The sequence below is a fragment of the Halorubrum sp. CBA1229 genome (genome assembly GCF_003721435.2).
Taxonomy (GTDB): domain Archaea; phylum Halobacteriota; class Halobacteria; order Halobacteriales; family Haloferacaceae; genus Halorubrum.
This window is the reverse complement of sequence record NZ_CP054585.1, coordinates 300720-316080: the sequence shown is the minus strand read 5'-3', so window position 1 is coordinate 316080 and position 15361 is coordinate 300720. Positions and strand designations below refer to the sequence as shown.

The 15361-nt window shown below is 60.1% G+C and carries 16 protein-coding genes and 8 tRNA genes; 3 read left to right on the top strand and 21 right to left on the bottom strand.

Annotated elements, in window-relative coordinates; translation table 11 throughout:
• Positions 1 to 19: 19 nt before the first annotated feature.
• The 10 genes from Hrr1229_RS01570 to Hrr1229_RS01525 form a co-directional block, all read right to left on the bottom strand.
• Positions 20 to 95: transfer RNA gene (locus tag Hrr1229_RS01570), tRNA-Arg, on the bottom strand.
• A 420-nt stretch (positions 96 to 515) separates the two neighbouring features.
• Positions 516 to 591, bottom strand: a tRNA-Glu gene (locus Hrr1229_RS01565).
• Between the two features lie 44 nt (positions 592 to 635).
• Positions 636 to 1040, bottom strand: a complete 405-nt coding sequence (locus Hrr1229_RS01560; RefSeq protein ID WP_123114520.1) for a hypothetical protein — start codon at positions 1038 to 1040, stop codon at positions 636 to 638.
• Between the two features lie 12 nt (positions 1041 to 1052).
• A tRNA-Met gene (locus Hrr1229_RS01555) sits at positions 1053 to 1123 on the bottom strand.
• A gap of 102 nt (positions 1124 to 1225) precedes the next feature.
• Positions 1226 to 1298, bottom strand: a tRNA-Glu gene (locus Hrr1229_RS01550).
• 34 nt (positions 1299 to 1332) lie between these two features.
• A tRNA-Thr gene (locus Hrr1229_RS01545) sits at positions 1333 to 1459 on the bottom strand.
• An 83-nt stretch (positions 1460 to 1542) separates the two neighbouring features.
• A tRNA-Pro gene (locus Hrr1229_RS01540) sits at positions 1543 to 1610 on the bottom strand.
• Between the two features lie 251 nt (positions 1611 to 1861).
• A tRNA-Asp gene (locus Hrr1229_RS01535) sits at positions 1862 to 1935 on the bottom strand.
• A 3-nt stretch (positions 1936 to 1938) separates the two neighbouring features.
• Positions 1939 to 2014: transfer RNA gene (locus Hrr1229_RS01530), tRNA-Gln, on the bottom strand.
• A gap of 503 nt (positions 2015 to 2517) precedes the next feature.
• Positions 2518 to 2706, bottom strand: coding sequence for a hypothetical protein (locus Hrr1229_RS01525; RefSeq protein ID WP_123114521.1), 189 nt, complete (start codon positions 2704 to 2706; stop codon positions 2518 to 2520).
• A 246-nt stretch (positions 2707 to 2952) separates the two neighbouring features.
• On the opposite strand from Hrr1229_RS01525, the gene Hrr1229_RS01520 reads away from it, so the two are divergent.
• Together Hrr1229_RS01520 and Hrr1229_RS01515 are read left to right on the top strand one after the other, a co-directional pair.
• Complete coding sequence (locus Hrr1229_RS01520) at positions 2953 to 4122, top strand: extracellular solute-binding protein (protein WP_123114522.1); 1170 nt, start codon at positions 2953 to 2955, stop codon at positions 4120 to 4122.
• A 30-nt stretch (positions 4123 to 4152) separates the two neighbouring features.
• Complete coding sequence (locus tag Hrr1229_RS01515) at positions 4153 to 5847, top strand: iron ABC transporter permease (protein ID WP_123114523.1); 1695 nt, start codon at positions 4153 to 4155, stop codon at positions 5845 to 5847.
• 38 nt (positions 5848 to 5885) lie between these two features.
• On the opposite strand, the gene Hrr1229_RS01510 is transcribed toward Hrr1229_RS01515, so the two are convergent.
• Entirely contained in the window at positions 5886 to 7037 is a 1152-nt protein-coding gene (locus Hrr1229_RS01510) for an ABC transporter ATP-binding protein (protein ID WP_123114524.1), read from the bottom strand.
• Positions 7038 to 7263: 226 nt separating this feature from the next.
• Here Hrr1229_RS01510 and Hrr1229_RS01505 point away from each other — a divergent pair, with 226 nt between their 5' ends.
• Complete coding sequence (locus Hrr1229_RS01505; protein ID WP_123114525.1) at positions 7264 to 8262, top strand: ABC transporter substrate-binding protein; 999 nt, start codon at positions 7264 to 7266, stop codon at positions 8260 to 8262.
• Between the two features lie 244 nt (positions 8263 to 8506).
• On the opposite strand, the gene Hrr1229_RS01500 is transcribed toward Hrr1229_RS01505, so the two are convergent.
• From Hrr1229_RS01500 to Hrr1229_RS01455, 10 genes are all read right to left on the bottom strand, one after another.
• Positions 8507 to 9358: a DNA-binding protein gene (locus Hrr1229_RS01500; RefSeq protein ID WP_123114526.1), complete on the bottom strand. Its 852-nt coding sequence runs from the start codon at positions 9356 to 9358 to the stop codon at positions 8507 to 8509.
• 721 nt (positions 9359 to 10079) lie between these two features.
• Positions 10080 to 10307: a hypothetical protein gene (locus Hrr1229_RS01495; protein ID WP_123114527.1), complete on the bottom strand. Its 228-nt coding sequence runs from the start codon at positions 10305 to 10307 to the stop codon at positions 10080 to 10082.
• Between the two features lie 204 nt (positions 10308 to 10511).
• On the bottom strand, positions 10512 to 11123 hold the full coding sequence (locus Hrr1229_RS01490; protein ID WP_123114528.1) for a hypothetical protein: 612 nt from the start codon (positions 11121 to 11123) through the stop codon (positions 10512 to 10514).
• 69 nt (positions 11124 to 11192) lie between these two features.
• A complete protein-coding gene (locus Hrr1229_RS01485) occupies positions 11193 to 11771 on the bottom strand; it encodes a helix-turn-helix domain-containing protein (protein ID WP_123114529.1) in 579 nt (192 codons plus the stop codon).
• A gap of 160 nt (positions 11772 to 11931) precedes the next feature.
• On the bottom strand, positions 11932 to 12504 hold the full coding sequence (locus Hrr1229_RS01480; protein ID WP_123114530.1) for a hypothetical protein: 573 nt from the start codon (positions 12502 to 12504) through the stop codon (positions 11932 to 11934).
• A 94-nt stretch (positions 12505 to 12598) separates the two neighbouring features.
• Complete coding sequence (locus tag Hrr1229_RS01475) at positions 12599 to 12940, bottom strand: PemK-like protein (RefSeq protein WP_123114531.1); 342 nt, start codon at positions 12938 to 12940, stop codon at positions 12599 to 12601.
• Complete coding sequence (locus Hrr1229_RS01470; protein ID WP_123114532.1) at positions 12937 to 13296, bottom strand: helix-turn-helix domain-containing protein; 360 nt, start codon at positions 13294 to 13296, stop codon at positions 12937 to 12939. The genes Hrr1229_RS01475 and Hrr1229_RS01470 overlap by 4 nt, the downstream gene beginning before the upstream one ends.
• Before the next feature lie 550 nt (positions 13297 to 13846).
• The gene (locus Hrr1229_RS01465; RefSeq protein WP_176329320.1) at positions 13847 to 14017 is read right to left on the bottom strand and encodes a hypothetical protein; all 171 of its coding nucleotides are present in this window, start codon (positions 14015 to 14017) and stop codon (positions 13847 to 13849) included.
• A 33-nt stretch (positions 14018 to 14050) separates the two neighbouring features.
• Complete coding sequence (locus Hrr1229_RS01460; RefSeq protein ID WP_123114534.1) at positions 14051 to 14449, bottom strand: type II toxin-antitoxin system death-on-curing family toxin; 399 nt, start codon at positions 14447 to 14449, stop codon at positions 14051 to 14053.
• 83 nt (positions 14450 to 14532) lie between these two features.
• The gene (locus Hrr1229_RS01455) at positions 14533 to 14835 is read right to left on the bottom strand and encodes a hypothetical protein (RefSeq protein WP_123114535.1); all 303 of its coding nucleotides are present in this window, start codon (positions 14833 to 14835) and stop codon (positions 14533 to 14535) included.
• Positions 14836 to 15361 lie beyond the last annotated feature (526 nt).

Here is a 15361-nt window from a genome sequence, read left to right as displayed (position 1 = left end):
CTCGCGTCGCTTGGCTGGAGGGTCCCGGCACGATTCGAACGTGCGACACCCAGCTTCGAAGGCCGGTGCTCTGTCCTGACTGAGCTACGGGAACACAAGTGGCCGGACAATTCCTGGAGCGACAGACGGGATTCGACCCCGTAGCGTGCTATCGACGTAGCGCTCCAGATCGACGGCCACTGGCGACACGGCGACCGGAAAACCGTCGGAGCGGGACCGGTGTCGAGCGTCCTCTCGTACGCTCTTTGTCCGGGATGTTCTCGATGGACTGCGCCACCGACAGGATTTGAACCTGCGAGTTCCTGGCGAAGCAACGCTCCGACTCGACGGTCGCCACGTGCGGTCGGGAAACCGGTGGTGCGACGGGCTATGACTCCCGTTGGTGTGCTTTGCGGGCGAAGGAACGCACCACCTTGACGACCCCACGCAGGGGAGCCGACTGTGACAGCGCCACGGACCCGTGGCTGCCCGCTATATCAGACACGGGAAAACGCTGTCAGAGCCAGCTCCCCGAGTGCTCCCGAGGGGAATCGAACCCCTGGCCTCCACCTTGAAGAGGTGGCGTCTCTCGCCAACGGAGACTCCGGGAGCCTTGGAAGGGGTAAATCAAGTGTCGAGTTGTAGGCACGCACGGGTCAACGCAGCCGTTCGAAGCCCTCGAGTTGCCCGTGCGTGAACGTCACTTGATACGTGACGAGTGTATCGAGATCCTCGACGGAGTGTGTGAGCTCGAAACGGCCGTGGTAGTCGTCTCGTTCGATCCACCCGTCGTGGACTCGATTCAGACTGCCGGCCATGTAGAGGAGATCTTCCTCGTCGACGTCGTCTCGGCTCGCGTATGGTCGATCTTCCGGCGGGACCGCTTCGGTGTGCCACTCCTCTTCAAGGAGCCGACCGTCCGCCGTAATCCGAAATGTGGTCATAGTCGGTCGATCGATGCCTTTCGTCTGCCAGTCGACGTCCTCGGCAGGAGTAATCCCTTCGGGGTACTCCGGTAGGTGGACGTCGTCGTAGAGTTCGACTGTATCGAATAGTCCCACTGTTGTCCTCCATTACGGGACCAGGAGTCGAACCTGGACCTCGGGGATATGAGCCCCGTGGACTGCCATTATCCTATCCCGCAGCACACAATTCGGAACTCACTCATGGGCATCTCTCAGTTCTCCACAGCTGTCCGTCCCTCAGTCTCGTCGGCTGGAAGTAGCGGTCTCGGACTGTTGGAGAATGCTCCAGCCCGGATTCGAACCGGGGGCTCGGCCGTGAGAGGGCCGTGAGTTTGGCCGCTACTCTACTGGAGCGGGGTGGCCTCGTCTGGAACGGGTCATCGGTCAGTGGGACGGGCAGGATTCGAACCTGCGTGTTCTCGTTACAAGTGAGATGAAGGAACTCTCACCGTCGCACCGGATCTCCGGTGAAAATTCGGCGAGAGTGTGTGAATGCCAGGCTCTTCCACCGTCCCGCAGTCTCCCCGGCACGACTCGAACGTGCGTCTCCTCCTCTACAGGGAGGCATCGTAGCCGTTAGACCACAGGGAGAAAATGTCGCCGCGAGGATTCGAACCTCGGTCCTGTGCGCCCAAGGCACAGATCGTCGTCCGCTGGACCATCGGCTCACTGGACTGCCGAGCGTTTGGCAGTTGATTATCTATCTGTACGACTTTCCAACTGCGCAACCCCGACCGAGTAGTCGTGGTTGCGCGTCTCATCGCGGGGGCGTACTTCGGGTGTTCCCGGGAATACCACACCGGCTCATGTAGGTTGCAGACCCTGCTGGGCCCAGCATCGTCGGAACGATCCAGCTGATCGCACCAACGGGCTGCCTACCTCGATGAGTATCCCCACGTGGCCGGGCCACGCATCTACGCCGACGCCGGGGTTTGAACCCGGATCACGGCCGTGACAGGACCGTATGCTCGCCGGATTACACCACGTCGGCATGTCGCCCCGGCCGGAATCGAACCGGCGACCTCCGGATTCAAAGTCCGGCGTCCCTCGCCAGCGGAGACTCCGGGGCTCGACGTATCCGCAGCTCTCGCTGCGGGGTTATTGGCTTGCGACCTCCGTGCGCTCAGCGCGGACGGAGTCCGTTCGTCTCACTCTCGAAACGAACGGAGACCAATCTGCCGCGAGCCGGGCACCCCGCACTCGCATCACGCTGTGTACTGAGCGAGTACTGGGCAAAGGCAGGCGGCAATCCCGTGTTCCCCGACCCCTGACGGGTAGTCCGTATGGGGGTCGAGTTATGCGGGAGAGCGTGTCCGGCCGTCGCCGGAGTGCGTCGAACTCTTGTATTCGAGGTTGACGTGAATCCGGCGGGGTGCGCCCGGTCTCTTTGCACACTGGTGTTGGAGGCACTCGCCGAACACGAGACCCACGGCTATGGGAAAACGAGTACGCCGCGTGGTGAGGCAAGTGGTGATCATCGTGTTGAATCCTCCCAGTTTGAGAGCTGTTTCGGGCGTCACTCTCGCATATCGTGGCAATTATATTAAAATTAGTCAGTCTGTGATACCCACACTCATAGTAGTGGTCGATTAACTTTCTCAATACGGTTTTTGAATGGCGAATACATCCCCAGTTCGCTCCACTGGATATCGAGCGGAGCGCTCTCGGCGTCGCCGAGTCCGTCACTGAGTTCTTCGTGGATCGCGTTGAGGAACAGCGGTGACACGACAGGATAGAACAGCTTCGCTGCCGGACCGCGCATACCCGCACGTTCGAACAGGCCGGTGAATAGTATTCACGTCATCATTCTACGGTAACCCCTACACCTCTGCGTTCGGGCTAATCTGTCTAAAAATCACGTTATCATTATTATCCTAAAATCACGTTACTATTCTATCTTACGTCCCCTTGTATCACGTTGTTATTCGCAATTTTTCGCTCTCACTGTATAAATATCTCCCTAAAGAATATAAACCGTTACACTACATCTCAGCAATGGGTTCGGACAATGGTTTCCAAACGTGAACGGGACGGTGCGCACGCAGAGAGCGCGGCGGGCAAAGTGACCAGCCAGGGACGCCGCAGGATGCTGAAGACGGTCGCAAGCGTCGGTGTCGGGGTCGGCGTGGCCGGCTGTTCCGGGGGTGGCGATGCTTCGGCGACCACCAGCGGCGGGATCCAAGCAGGCGAGGTTGAGCAACTGAAAGAGCTGTCGGCCGAAGAGTGGCGCAAGACGGTCTCACGACAGGCCGAGAAGGAACTGAAAGAGGAGAACCTACAGTTCTACGCGGTAAGCAAGAATCCGAAATTCATCGAGGGGATTCGCGACCACGACTACGAGGGCGTCTACGAACCGCTGACCAACAGCATTAATGTGGTCAAACAGTCGGGTGACACGCTGACTCAGCGCTACCAGCGCGAGGTCCAAGCCGACAAGCGCAATATCGACGTCACCGACCTCAGCAACATCGACGCGCTGATCAAAGCCGGCGTCCCCTTCGGGGACTTGACCCACATCCCGGCCTACCAAGACCTGCCCGAGGACGTCAAGATCCACCCGCAGTTCGGGATCAAAAACCAGGTCGTCTACGGGCTCTCGTACAACACCGAAATGGTGTCGGCCCCGCCCCAGTCGTGGGACGAACTCATGGCCGACCGATTCGACGACGGCACCATCGTCCTCGACTGGACGCCGAAGACGATCATGATGCCGGTCATGCTTGACATCAAAGGCGAGAGCTGGTTACAGGATCTCGCCGACCAGAATCCGACGCTCATCAAATCGACGTACGGCGTCCCCAAGCAGGTCGCACAGGGCAACTACGGCGTGGGCTACCTGGCCAACTACAAACACCCCCTCAAGTTCAAGCGCGAAGGGCTCCCAACCGAACCGGTCTGGAGCCGCGAGGCGTCGACGCCGACGGTTGCTCCCATGGGAATGGCCGCCAAACCCCAGCATCCATGGGCGTCGTACCTCTTCCTCGACAAGTACTTCCAGTGGACGGATATGCAAGTGCTGGTTGAGGGTGCCGTCGCGGCCGACCGGTCGGCGGCAAAACCTTCCAAGCTACTCGAGTTGGTCGAAGGGAAGACGATACCGGCGTTTTTCCAGTTTGAGAACTCCATCGAGAGCTACGAGACGACCTACCAGAACGCCATCGGTGCCCCGACGAACTGAACACGCGGTCAGCCATACAGCTCCAGAGCCGTGACCCGCCAGCTACCGAACGTGCTGTTCCGGTGGGGCGTGCTGTCGGTGTTGCTGGTGATCATCGGCTGTCCGATCGCCTTTTTCATCTGGGGATCGTTCTGGACGACCGCCCCCGGCCTCGGTGGCACAGCTACGCTGCGCGGATACCAGGAACTGTTTTCGCCCCAGGTGTACAGCACGCTCGGGAACACGGTCGCGGTCGCCGTCTCGGGCACAGCGATCGCGCTCGTGCTCGGCGTCGGAGGCGTTGTCGTGACGACGAAAACCGATATTGTTGGGAGACGCCTCATCGCGCCTGCCTTCCTCGTGCAGTACTTCCTGCCGTCGTACATCCTGGCGCTCTCCTGGCAGTTCTACGCCGGTCCGAAGGGCCCGGTCAATCAGGTTCTCCTGGCGCTGCCGATGTTCGACGCCCCGCCAGTCGACATCTTCAGTGTGTGGGGTATTGCACTGGTGTCGGGGTCACACTACGCCGGTATCGTCTATCTGCTCACGAAAGGGGCTATCGAGTCAGTGCCCGCGTCATTAGAGGAGGCGGCAGAGATCTCCGGTGCAGGGCTTCTGATGACGCTACGGAAGATCACGCTCCCGCTGGCGAGTCCGTCACTGCTCATCGCGACTGTGATCGTGTTTACCCGCCTCCTCCAGTCGTTCGGGACACCGCTCATCCTCGGTATCCGCGGCGGCGTCTTCGTCCTCGCGACGCAGATGTATCTGGCCCTGCGGGGCTACCCCTACGACTTTACGTTCGCCGCCGCCCTCGGGATGATCCTCCTCCTTATCGCTGTGTTCGGCGTCGCCGCTCAACGCCGCCTCTCGGGCGCCCGCGAAAAATACGAGACGATTGCCGGCCAGGGCAACGTCACCACTGCCGAGTATGACCTCGGCCGCTACGGCCACGTGCTGTCGGCCGTGTTTCTCGCCCTGATCGTCTTTCTCTACTTGCTCCCGGTGGTGACTCTCGTCGCCTCTTCGTTCCAGCAGACGTTCCTTGGGTTCGACCTCGAACACGTCGAGTGGACGCTCGAAAACTACCTGCACTTTTTTGTCGGCAGCTCCGCCGAGACGTTCCGACTCGCTTTGAAAAATACGCTGCTCCTCAGCGGGGTCGGTGGGGTCGTCGGGATGGTGCTGGCGGCGCTGGTCTCGTATATCGTCATCAAAACGGAGTCGGTCGTCGGTGACGTACTCGACTTCCTCACGTTCGTTCCGATCGTCATCCCGGGGCTCGTCCTCTCAACAGCGTACCTGTGGTTTTTCCTGAATTTCAACGTCTTCGGCCTGTACGGGACGATCTGGCTCGTGATGATCGCCTTTACCGCGAAGTTCATCGTTTACGGCGTCCGGGCGTCGAACTCCTCGTTTCGGTCGATCGGGCAGGAACTCGAAGACGCCGCGAACATCGCCGGCGCGGGCCTGTTTGGAACATTCAAGCGGGTGTTCATTCCGCTCCTCAAGCCCGGCTTGGTCTCGGGATATCTGTTGCTCTTTATCGACTACATGAAGAGTCTCTCTATCCCGTTGTTACTCGGTGCCGGGAACGCCGAGGTAATCCAGGTGCTCATGTGGCGTCGCATCGCCAACGGGAACGCCGAGCAGTCGGCAGCGATCGCCACGATCATCGTCGCGCTGATCCTCGTCGTCTACGTGGGGACGTACCTCCTCACGGACGTCGCCGTCACAGACATATAGCGGGCACTGTCGATTTCCTGGTCGACGCACTGTGGCGGTTATGACGACCCCGGCCGGCCGGCACTGAGGCTTTCGCACCCCGGCTCTGGCGCTTCCTCGCTCTCCGGGGTCGCGTACATCCGGACCTGTCCGCTGTCGACGGCGATATCGACGCAATCGCCGGGGTCGACGGAATCGTATTCAAGCAGGCGTACCCGCACCGTGTCCTCCTCGAGTGTGACCTCGTACTCAACGAAATCCCCCGTCTGCGACACGCTGTCCACCTCACCGGAGAACGTCACGGCGCTGTCGCCGTCGAACGTACAGTACTTGGGTCGGAAACAGACCTGGACCGTCTGCCCCTCGCGGGGCTGGCCCACAAAGCTCTCACGGGGGGCCCTGACGCCGGCGGTAGAGGTGGCGACGGTCACGCTGTCGGCCTCGACCGACGCGACCTCACCCGTCAGGACGTTACACTGGCCCATGAAGTTCATCCCGAAGAGCGTCTTGGGCGCGGTGTGCAGCGATACGGGGTCGTTCTCTTCGACGAGGGAGCCGCCACGCATGAGCGAAATCCTGTCGGAGAGGTACATCGCCTCGTCCTGATCGTGGGTGACGTACAGCGTCGTAATGTCCAGTTCCGTACAGATCTGCTCAATCTCGACGCGCATCTCGCGGCGTAATTTGGCGTCGAGGTGCGAGAGGGGCTCGTCGAACAGCAGTATCGCCGGTTCGGTCACGAGCGCTCTGGAGATGGCGACCCGCTGTTGCTGGCCGCCGCTGAGGTTCGTCGCGAGGTCGTCGAGCCGGTCCTCGAGACCCACGAGTGCAAGCATCTCGCGGACCCGCTCGCGTCTGTGGTCGCTGTCGCCGATATCTCTGACCTCCAGCGGGAAGGCGACGTTCTCCGCGACCGTAAGGTGGGGCCAGACAGCATACTCTTGAAACACCATCCCGATCCCCCTGTGTTTCGGTTTTACGTGGACGCCCTGGTCGGGCGCTGACACCAGTTCGTCGTCGATGTAGATCCGCCCGCTGTCTGGTTGTTCCAGTCCCGCCACACACCGGAGCGTCGTCGTCTTCCCACAGCCAGACGGGCCGAGGATAGAGTGGAAATCGCCGCTCGCGACCGACGTCGACAGATCGGTGACTGCAGTCTCGTTGCCGAACCGTTTTGTCAGCCCCTCGATGCGGAGCTTCGGGTCGGTCATCCCGCGATTGTTTCGCGAGACGCTGAAAAAGTCTTGTGTTGGCCGTATCACATTCCCATCTTGTGTGATGTCTTTACGTGGGTTTGATCGTTGTCAGCTACGGTAAACGGTAGTGCATCCATTTCCAGGCGACGTCGTGCCACTACTTGACAGAACTCGCCCATCTGCCCTAGATCATTTTCGAGCTTTTCGATAAATATATTACATAACTGTGGGAACTCAGACCATGGCTGTTCACCTCTCGCTCGGATGTACGGATAGTGACATTATGCGACCGTTGCTGAACGATGCTGTCGAACCCGATGGCGTGGAGTTGACCACTATTGCGAATCGCCCATCGAAGCGTCACCGCCGGTTCTTCGAGCACCCGGTGTACGATATCTGTGAGATATCGCTGGCGTCGTATCTCTCTTCGCGGACGGTCAGCAACGACTACGAATTCACCGCGCTTCCCGTCTTCCCGTATCGGAAGTTTCGCCACTCGTTCGTGTACAAGCGGGCCGACTCCGACATGACCGATCTCGGTGATCTGGCCGGCAAGAATGTCGCCACTCAGTCATGGCAGACGACTGCGACCGTCTGGATTCGTGGGATTGCCCGAGAGCAGTACGGCCTTGATCTAGAGGATGTCACGTGGTACCGGCGAAAAGAAGACGACGTGGGTCTGGGTGTGCCGGATCGCTTTGATGTCAACGTCCTTCCGGGTGAAAAGGAGGGTGATGCTGCCCGGCGCGCGCCCGTGCGGCAAGCCCTACTTGAGGGAGAGTTAGATGCCGCGATGGACCCCTCCGGATCCCTCTTCAGTGAGGTAGCGCAATCTGACAATCTTGATTTCCTCTTCGATGATCCGTTAGGAGAAGAACAGCGATATTTCCAAGAAACTGGCATCCATCCGATCATGCACGTGATTGTCATTCGAGACGAGATTCTGGACAAACATCCGTGGGTCGCACTCAGCGTCTACGAAGCACTGTGTGACGCGCGCGATCAGTGTCTTGACCGCAAGCGCAGTCCGAGTGCGGACCTGTCATCGACATGGTCTCACCTCCACGATCTTGAACAGCAGCGCATCATGGGCCCTCCGGAGTCTGTGTGGGAGTACGGCCTCACGGAAAAGACGAGAACAGAACTGAACACGTTCGTGGACTACGCACACAATCAAGGAGTGATTCCTCACGAATACGATCTGGATGACCTGTTCGTCGACGCGACGCTTGACCTCTAATTAGTAGTACGTTCGAGGTTTAGATTTGCAGGTGATTTTTCCGTGGTAGCGAGAGTCAGCCTGGAAATAAGATCAGTTCTTGAGGTCGTGGCTGCGCGCGCAGCGACCGCGGGAGCGAGCACGGAGCGGTGGGTGGGGTGGTGGGGCGTGGCTGGACGGTGCGGACACACCGATCAGTGGGTCCCCGCTGCGACGATCGGCCATCCACCACGGCGATCGCACGGCAAAAAAAGGCGATGTTGGCCTACCTGTCCCACCACCGGTCGCGCTCGGGGAATCCGACCCGAGAGCGCCGCGTCAGCGCCACCGACACGCGGCCCTCGTACCAGCTCGTCTTCGCGTTGGAGATGCGGACACGCTCACCTTCATCGATGCGTGGCTGGTCCGATTTCCGCCAGATGGTCACTTTGATCTGCCCCGTCTCATCGGCGAGCAATCCGACTTGGCTGATGGCCGAGCTTGTGGGCTCCCAGTCATCGACCCACTCGCCGGCGATGCTCACCGTGCCGCGATCGACGTCGGCGACTGCGTCGATTGGAATGACGGTTCCGGGCGCCGTTTGCACCTGCTCGGCGGTCCGCACCACCGCTGCTGTCATCTCGCGTCCGTCAGCGACCTGCATGGCGATCTGTCTGCTCACCGCCGCGGCCGTCCACCCCTCCCGGGTCGTGGCGATTCGCCGCGCCGCCGCATTCACCCGCGCGAGTGCGTCCTGAGCGAGTGCCTCGCGGGGATCTGCACGGTTCGGATCCGCCCACGGGTCCACGGCTGCGCGCCGCTTGGCGAACGCATCACGCCGCTTCCGACTGCCCGCTGCTGCGACCTGTCGTGTCCGGGCTTCCCGATCGGCCGTCTGTCGGCGATCCCACCGCTCTCGAGTGCGCGCCTTTTCAGCCTCACGCGCTATCGCCTTCTCTTCGGCTGCGAGTGACAATCCGTGCCGGCCCGCATCCGGATGGTTCGCATCCACCGTCGCCTGCGTCGCCATCTCGACCGTGGGGCGCATCGGTTCCTCCTCGACGGGGTCCGCTGTCGCCTCGTTGAGCGCCTGTGCATCGACCGAAACCGGTTCTGTTCGAGCGTGGTTCCGACGCATGAGAGTTCTAGCACCTGAAGGCGCCCACGACGCGCTACCACCCGCGCTCAACGCGGGAGGGCTCACACACACCGACACGAGGCATCTGCGCGCGCCGCTCGCGCCTTCGCGAGCGCCCCCTGGGCGCGAGCGGCGCGCGCTCGTTGCGCGACGGGCCAGCCAGCCCCGCGCGGCGAGACCGCCCGGCGCGAGCGGCCAGCGGAGAAAGCGTGCGGGGTGAGCAGCCACGTCGCGCAACCCTGCGCGCTTTCCCGCTGGCGTCGAGGGCACATCCACTTGAGCCCGGAACGCGGCCGAGCGGCGCGTGGCCGACCGACGAGAGGCCACGGGACGCGAGCGGGGAGTACCGCGAGCAGTGAGGCCGCGTCAGCCCGGACTGGTCGGTCGCGAGCAAAGCGCGGCGCGACCGCAGGAAGCGCCGCGATGCGAACGGCGAACGGAGTGAGCCGTGAGCAAGCGGAGGGCGGCAGCGGCGAGCGGGGCGAGCCGTGACATATCAGCTGGCTAGCCGACCCCGTCGCTCGACGAACCAGCTACTGAGTGTTCGGTGTACCGCTCGTGGATGGTAGCTACTTGGTGTCTGGTTCCTCGTGGTTGCCCCGTGGATGTCCTGATACTGCGTGATGTCGCGGAACTCCGCAACCACTTCTGGTGGAACGATCACCACACACGACAGGGACAGATACTGAAACAGGTCCGGGGCGTCGGTGTCGACGGCCGCTCATCGATCGTTATCGGATGCAGTCTCGACCGCTGTCGCGTCGCCATCGTAGACGTCGATGTCCTCGGGGGCAGCGAGATCGAGTGGCTCGTCCTCGAGATCCGCTTTGAGAAGACGGAGTCGCTGGGCGGTCTTGGCACCGACAAGGGCTGTGAGCTGGTCGACGGATACCCCGTCATCGCAATAAGCCGTCGCGATCGCCTGCGTATCCGCGTTACCGTCGCTCATCGGTCGCGCAGTCGATCACGAGCAGCTGCGAACCGAATAGGATCCGTGTCGCCAGCGGCAGCCATGTCGTTTGCAGACTGGAGCTGCGAGTCAATAATTCGATTCTGCTGGCGTGACCACTCCTCGTCGTCGTGCGTCCGAACGTATTCAGCCCAGCGCTTGATCATTACACGCCGTTGCTCTGCGTTCCGGCGTTGATCAGCTTCAAACTCCTGTGAGTTCAGCATAGTAGTCCTCTACTCCAAGTTCGTTGACATACGCTTCGAGCTGCTCCGTGTTAAATCGTTCCTCGAAGGTCAAGTATAGGTGGAGTGCATCTTCGAAATCCTTCCCATTAAGACTGTCAGAAGCTTGCGCGAGCCGGAGTTTGTATGCAATTTGAAGTTCAAGCGGACTGATCTCGATATCTCCCTCGTCGAAGGTAACCGTGAGAGGGTTCGAGAGGGCCTCGCGTTCCACATCGTTTGAGACAAACCACGTCTCAAAGTTCGGGTACATCTCCCCATCCTCGGCGATCCGGATCCGACTGCCCTCGCTCAGCATCGAATACATCTCATCAAGCGGCATCGCCATTCCCCAGTATCCCCGATTTTTGAGCTCGGTAACTAACTGCTCAGTCTCCGTTTTAGACAACGACTCCAGAATGACGTCGATGTCTTCTGTCGATCGGGAGCGCCCAGTGAGGATTGCGACGTACCCACTGACGATAACGTAGTTAACGTCGCAGGCGTCGAGAATTCGTGTGAACTCAAGGACGTCTTTGTCGAGTGCTGAGAGCTCCCGTGACACCGTGAGCGTATCGTCACTGAGTTCCATCCGTTTCCTCCATGGAACGCCGATAAACAAAGCGCTGCGTCACGTGGGTCCGACCAATCGGTTCGATGTTCATCTGTTCGTACCCTCTTCTGTATCATGACGTACGTCTGCATCGATCTCACAGTGTTCGTGGACGACGGGCCGGAGCGCTTGGAGGATCATCTCCGTAGCCAGCGGCGAGATGTCCAGATCCTCCGCCATCAGCCGGTGGGTCACCTCGCCGCGTTCGCGGGCGGTCGCGTAGGTGAGCGCCGTCGCGAGGCCAGCCACGCCGTGGCGGTCGATGTAGGTATCGATGTCGGCGTTCGTCTCGCGGCGGCCGACGGCGTCGATGAGCGCCGGCGTGATCGTGTACTCGCGGTCGCCGGCGGCCGTCGTTACAGTGAGGCCGATCTCCCGGGCGGCGTATCGCCGGGGCTGCTCGTTGTCGGTGACGTCGACGATGCCGGCGTCGACGAGCCGATTGACATAGCTGTAAGCAGTCCCCTGTGCGAGCTCGAGGTCGTCTATCACGTTCTGAACGGTTGCTTCCCCCTCCCGGGCGAGGTACGCGTACAGCTGTGCCAGCTGTGGCTCCTCGAGGAGGTCAGCGACCGAGAGGAAGTCCTGGACGATATCGCCGTCGGCGTGGTGTGAGGTGCGTGACACAGGTTGTTCTTGATTACACTTTACAGTGAACCGGTAAAGAGTGTTTGGTCACTCCCCGGGCGCCGCGATGAGCTGTTCCATACGACGGTACAGTTGGTGGTTCAACGGCACACCGATACTCTGTTAACCAACAACTTCTGCAGATCGGCTTCAGTGTTGGTTAATCACCGAATCGGTCGATCGCTTCGGCAAGCGACCCCTCAAACTGCCATGTTGCGTCGCTGAAGGCCCCATCGGTCTGAGCGTCCCACCGCGGGAATCCACACGGCTCGCTCACGGCCACCTGCCACGCCGGCGGCTCAACGTGCGCCACCTCGTAGGGTGGGACTTCGACGATGTACAGATACTCCTCGTCACCGTGAATGCCTGCCCGCGGATCTTCGATCCCGTGGCCGAGCAGAAACAGCGGCTGGGCAAGATGCTGCATCCGAGTCGGATCACAGACATCCGCGGGTGAGCTCGCGTCAACACGCCGCTCAGCCTCGCGTGACGGATCCAGATACAACGGAATCGCGGTGAGCTTCTCGAGGAACACGTACTGTGCGGCCGTATACGCTGGCCCGCGCACACTGGTCGTCGCCTCCAACAGCTGTTTGAGCTGGTGGAGACGTTCAAGCACACCCGCTGGATACCCGTCAGCGTGCGTGTATACCTGTGCGACTGGGTCGGTCGGATCGGTCGTCCGGCCCGCCTCGAGGGTCCGAACGAACCGGAGTTGACACCGTGTCGACATCAAATCACGCCGGCGAGTGGCTCGCCGGCGCCCATCGCGGCGAGGCATAAACCACCGAGTCGGTTTTGATTAAGATTACTGAGAAGGCAGAAGCTCACCCAGCAATATAACTGATCGATCGTTCAGCGACGTCTTCGACGCGCTTATTGCTGATTGCTGTCATATAGTACTCGACTTCTGGCGTATTGTTGAGCGTGACAATTGACCACGGCAGGACATGGCTCCGTTTTCCGAGTGGCTCACCGTCGTAGTCCTCATCGCGCAGCATGAGTGAATCCTCATGATATGTTTTTGTCGAAATGAGAACGGTGATAAGCTGTACGCCGTGTGCAGGCAGGTTCGGTGCCCCTAAGATGAGCAGCGGGCGCCCCTTCTTGGAGAGTGGATCTGTTCCCCAGACGATGTCGCCACGCTCGAGTTCAGCAAACTCGGTCACTGCACCTTCTCCATCTCGTCCGTCCGCAGTTCTTCGAGTTCCTCATCGCCGTACTGGTCGTCTGCGGCCGCATGCCGCTGGTGCAGTTGGTAGGCGGCTCGAAGTCGATCCGTGTCAGTTGTGATCGCCCAGTAAGGACGCTTGTGCCGGACAAGCCCGCGCTCTTTCAGCCGGGACAAAATCGCGCTCACGGTATCAGTCTCCAACTCAAGTCGCTCGGCAATCGTCGCTGCCTTCCACGCCCGATCATCGTGTTCGTCAAGAAACACCACGATCCGCTCTGTGTCGTTCTGTGCTGCAAACGCATCGTCGTCGGCGTTCTCAAACGTCTCGATATCGATGGCATCGCTTGACATGGGCTACTGTTGGTACTGTTGGGACATAGCTATTTGGAATATTGGTATTGTTTGAACTTGGTTTCTGTATCCACTGCACAGCTAGGTACTCGGTCCACCGTATGCCAGATGTCTCTGGAACCGCGGTGTGAACTGTTCGAAGACCCTACATACGCCTGCTGGGTCCCCGTTAGCGTGGGTGTACACCTGTGCGACTGGGTCGGTCGGATCGGTCGTCCGGCCCGCCTCGAGGTCACGGACGAACCGGAGTTGACACCGTGTCGACATCGGATCACGCCGGCGAGTGGCTCGCCGGCGCCCATCGCGGCGAGTCACAAACCCACAGTCGGTCCGCTCCGGCTGCCGCATGATCGGAGACGATGCGAGATTACGACTCCTCGAGCAACGAGCGGGCCCGTTGTACGTAGCTGTTCGTGTCCCAACTGCGAGCGCCGCTCATCTCGTCGAGAAGCCTCAGTGCATCGGTCACTGCCACCTGCTCGGGGCAAACGAGAACTGACGCACTGTCGGCGTCGTGATCAGCAGCGCTGGATGCCTGTCTGTAGAGTGCTCATTCGTCTTCGAGCGCTGCATAAATCTCCGCGTGGCGGCGCCCGTCAAGCTTCCCCATCTCAAGGGCGATCTCGCGGCGTTCGGCGTCGCTCTCGGCCGCCTGATACCGCTCATAGAGCTGGCGGACCTCGTCGTCGACCGCCGTCGAGGAATCGGTACTGGACGCCATCGTTCTGGTAATGGTACTCTGTGTATCCGTTTATCAGTTGTGGCGAGCACAGGCCCGGAAGTAGATGACTGCAGTGTCTGTATCGACCGCGGCTTCGTCGGTTGCGAAGCGGTGCAAGAGAGCCCGAATTTCATCACCGTAGTCGAACGTGTATCCGTTCAGCATATGGAAAACGGCCACCGTCCGGAGCGCTGTTCGCTTGTTTCCGTCGACAAATGGATGATCCGCAACGAGCAGTCGCATCAGATGGATCGCTTTGTCATGGATCGTCTCGGGCACCTCCCCGAAGAACCCCTCGGAGCTATACTGAATCGCGGAGGCAATTGCAGGTTCTGACCGAACTCCTGGTTCCGTGGTGTCGCCTTCTGCCACGATCTGGTCGTGGAGATCCAGAATAAGTTCGACAGAGGGATACACGAACCCGTCAGTCACGTACTTGACTTTCTCACGCCACCCATTAACCGTTTCTCAACTGTTGATACCAGGCCTCGTCGCCGACCATGTGGGTCGGCCAGCTATGCGTCTGCGACCTCGTCGATGAAGTCCTCATCCAGCTGCTGTTTCAATACGCGGAGGTTGGCCGCCTCTTCGGCGCCAACGAGCGCTTTGAGTTGCGCAAACGAGAGCTCCTCGTTGTAGTAGACGGCCGCGATTTCTTGGGTGAGTGCGTCATCATGGGTGGTCTCTTGGAGATACTCGCGGAGCGCGGTCACCAGGATATCCGTCCGATCCTCGCCAAGAACAGCCGCGAGCGCGTCGGTGCGATCAATCAGACGGTGGGGCGCCCGAAACTGGACGCGCTTCTTGTCGCTACCCATTATGTGTATATTGTGAGCCAATATTGGTAGTTCTTGGCGTGTGTCTATTGTGAGTCTCGATCGCTGCTACTAGGATAGCCACCCTCGCTTATATCTATCTTAGAACGCAGAATGGATGATTTTGGATAGGCAAACAGTAATATCGTTATCTATATTGGCGCTGCGTGACAGCTACCGGGGAGCAGTATCAAGGTCAGGGCGTGGTCATCCACGAACTCATCGATTTTATTATACAGACTAGAAGGCGAATACACCCGCCTTTAGGCGGCTGATGAAGCCGACATGGTGGGAAGCAATCCACTAGCCGAACGTCTGTACCGAGTTTCACATACCGAGGTTTAATTGACAGGCCACTCTATGCGAAGGTAGGAATCGGTCGGAACGGAGCGGATTCCGAACCGTCCTTCGGAGGCGGCCTGTCCGCCCGCGCAACGAGGCAGTATCCGAAAGGGCAGTCGGTGAACGCCACATTCTTGAAGGGTGTGTCTCTGCCGACTGCTCAAAGCTCGTAACACGATACCCCCAA

Coding starts and splice junctions, on each gene's coding strand:
- Hrr1229_RS01525 (WP_123114521.1), bottom strand. CDS start 2,706: ATGCGCGGTCCGGCAGCGAAGCTGTTCTATCCTGTCGTGTCACCGCTG.
- Hrr1229_RS01505 (WP_123114525.1), top strand. CDS start 7,264: ATGGCTGTTCACCTCTCGCTCGGATGTACGGATAGTGACATTATGCGA.
- Hrr1229_RS01455 (WP_123114535.1), bottom strand. CDS start 14,835: ATGGGTAGCGACAAGAAGCGCGTCCAGTTTCGGGCGCCCCACCGTCTG.
- Hrr1229_RS01465 (WP_176329320.1), bottom strand. CDS start 14,017: ATGGCGTCCAGTACCGATTCCTCGACGGCGGTCGACGACGAGGTCCGC.
- Hrr1229_RS01500 (WP_123114526.1), bottom strand. CDS start 9,358: ATGCGTCGGAACCACGCTCGAACAGAACCGGTTTCGGTCGATGCACAG.
- Hrr1229_RS01520 (WP_123114522.1), top strand. CDS start 2,953: ATGGTTTCCAAACGTGAACGGGACGGTGCGCACGCAGAGAGCGCGGCG.
- Hrr1229_RS01480 (WP_123114530.1), bottom strand. CDS start 12,504: ATGTCGACACGGTGTCAACTCCGGTTCGTTCGGACCCTCGAGGCGGGC.
- Hrr1229_RS01510 (WP_123114524.1), bottom strand. CDS start 7,037: ATGACCGACCCGAAGCTCCGCATCGAGGGGCTGACAAAACGGTTCGGC.
- Hrr1229_RS01495 (WP_123114527.1), bottom strand. CDS start 10,307: ATGAGCGACGGTAACGCGGATACGCAGGCGATCGCGACGGCTTATTGC.
- Hrr1229_RS01490 (WP_123114528.1), bottom strand. CDS start 11,123: ATGGAACTCAGTGACGATACGCTCACGGTGTCACGGGAGCTCTCAGCA.
- Hrr1229_RS01470 (WP_123114532.1), bottom strand. CDS start 13,296: ATGTCAAGCGATGCCATCGATATCGAGACGTTTGAGAACGCCGACGAC.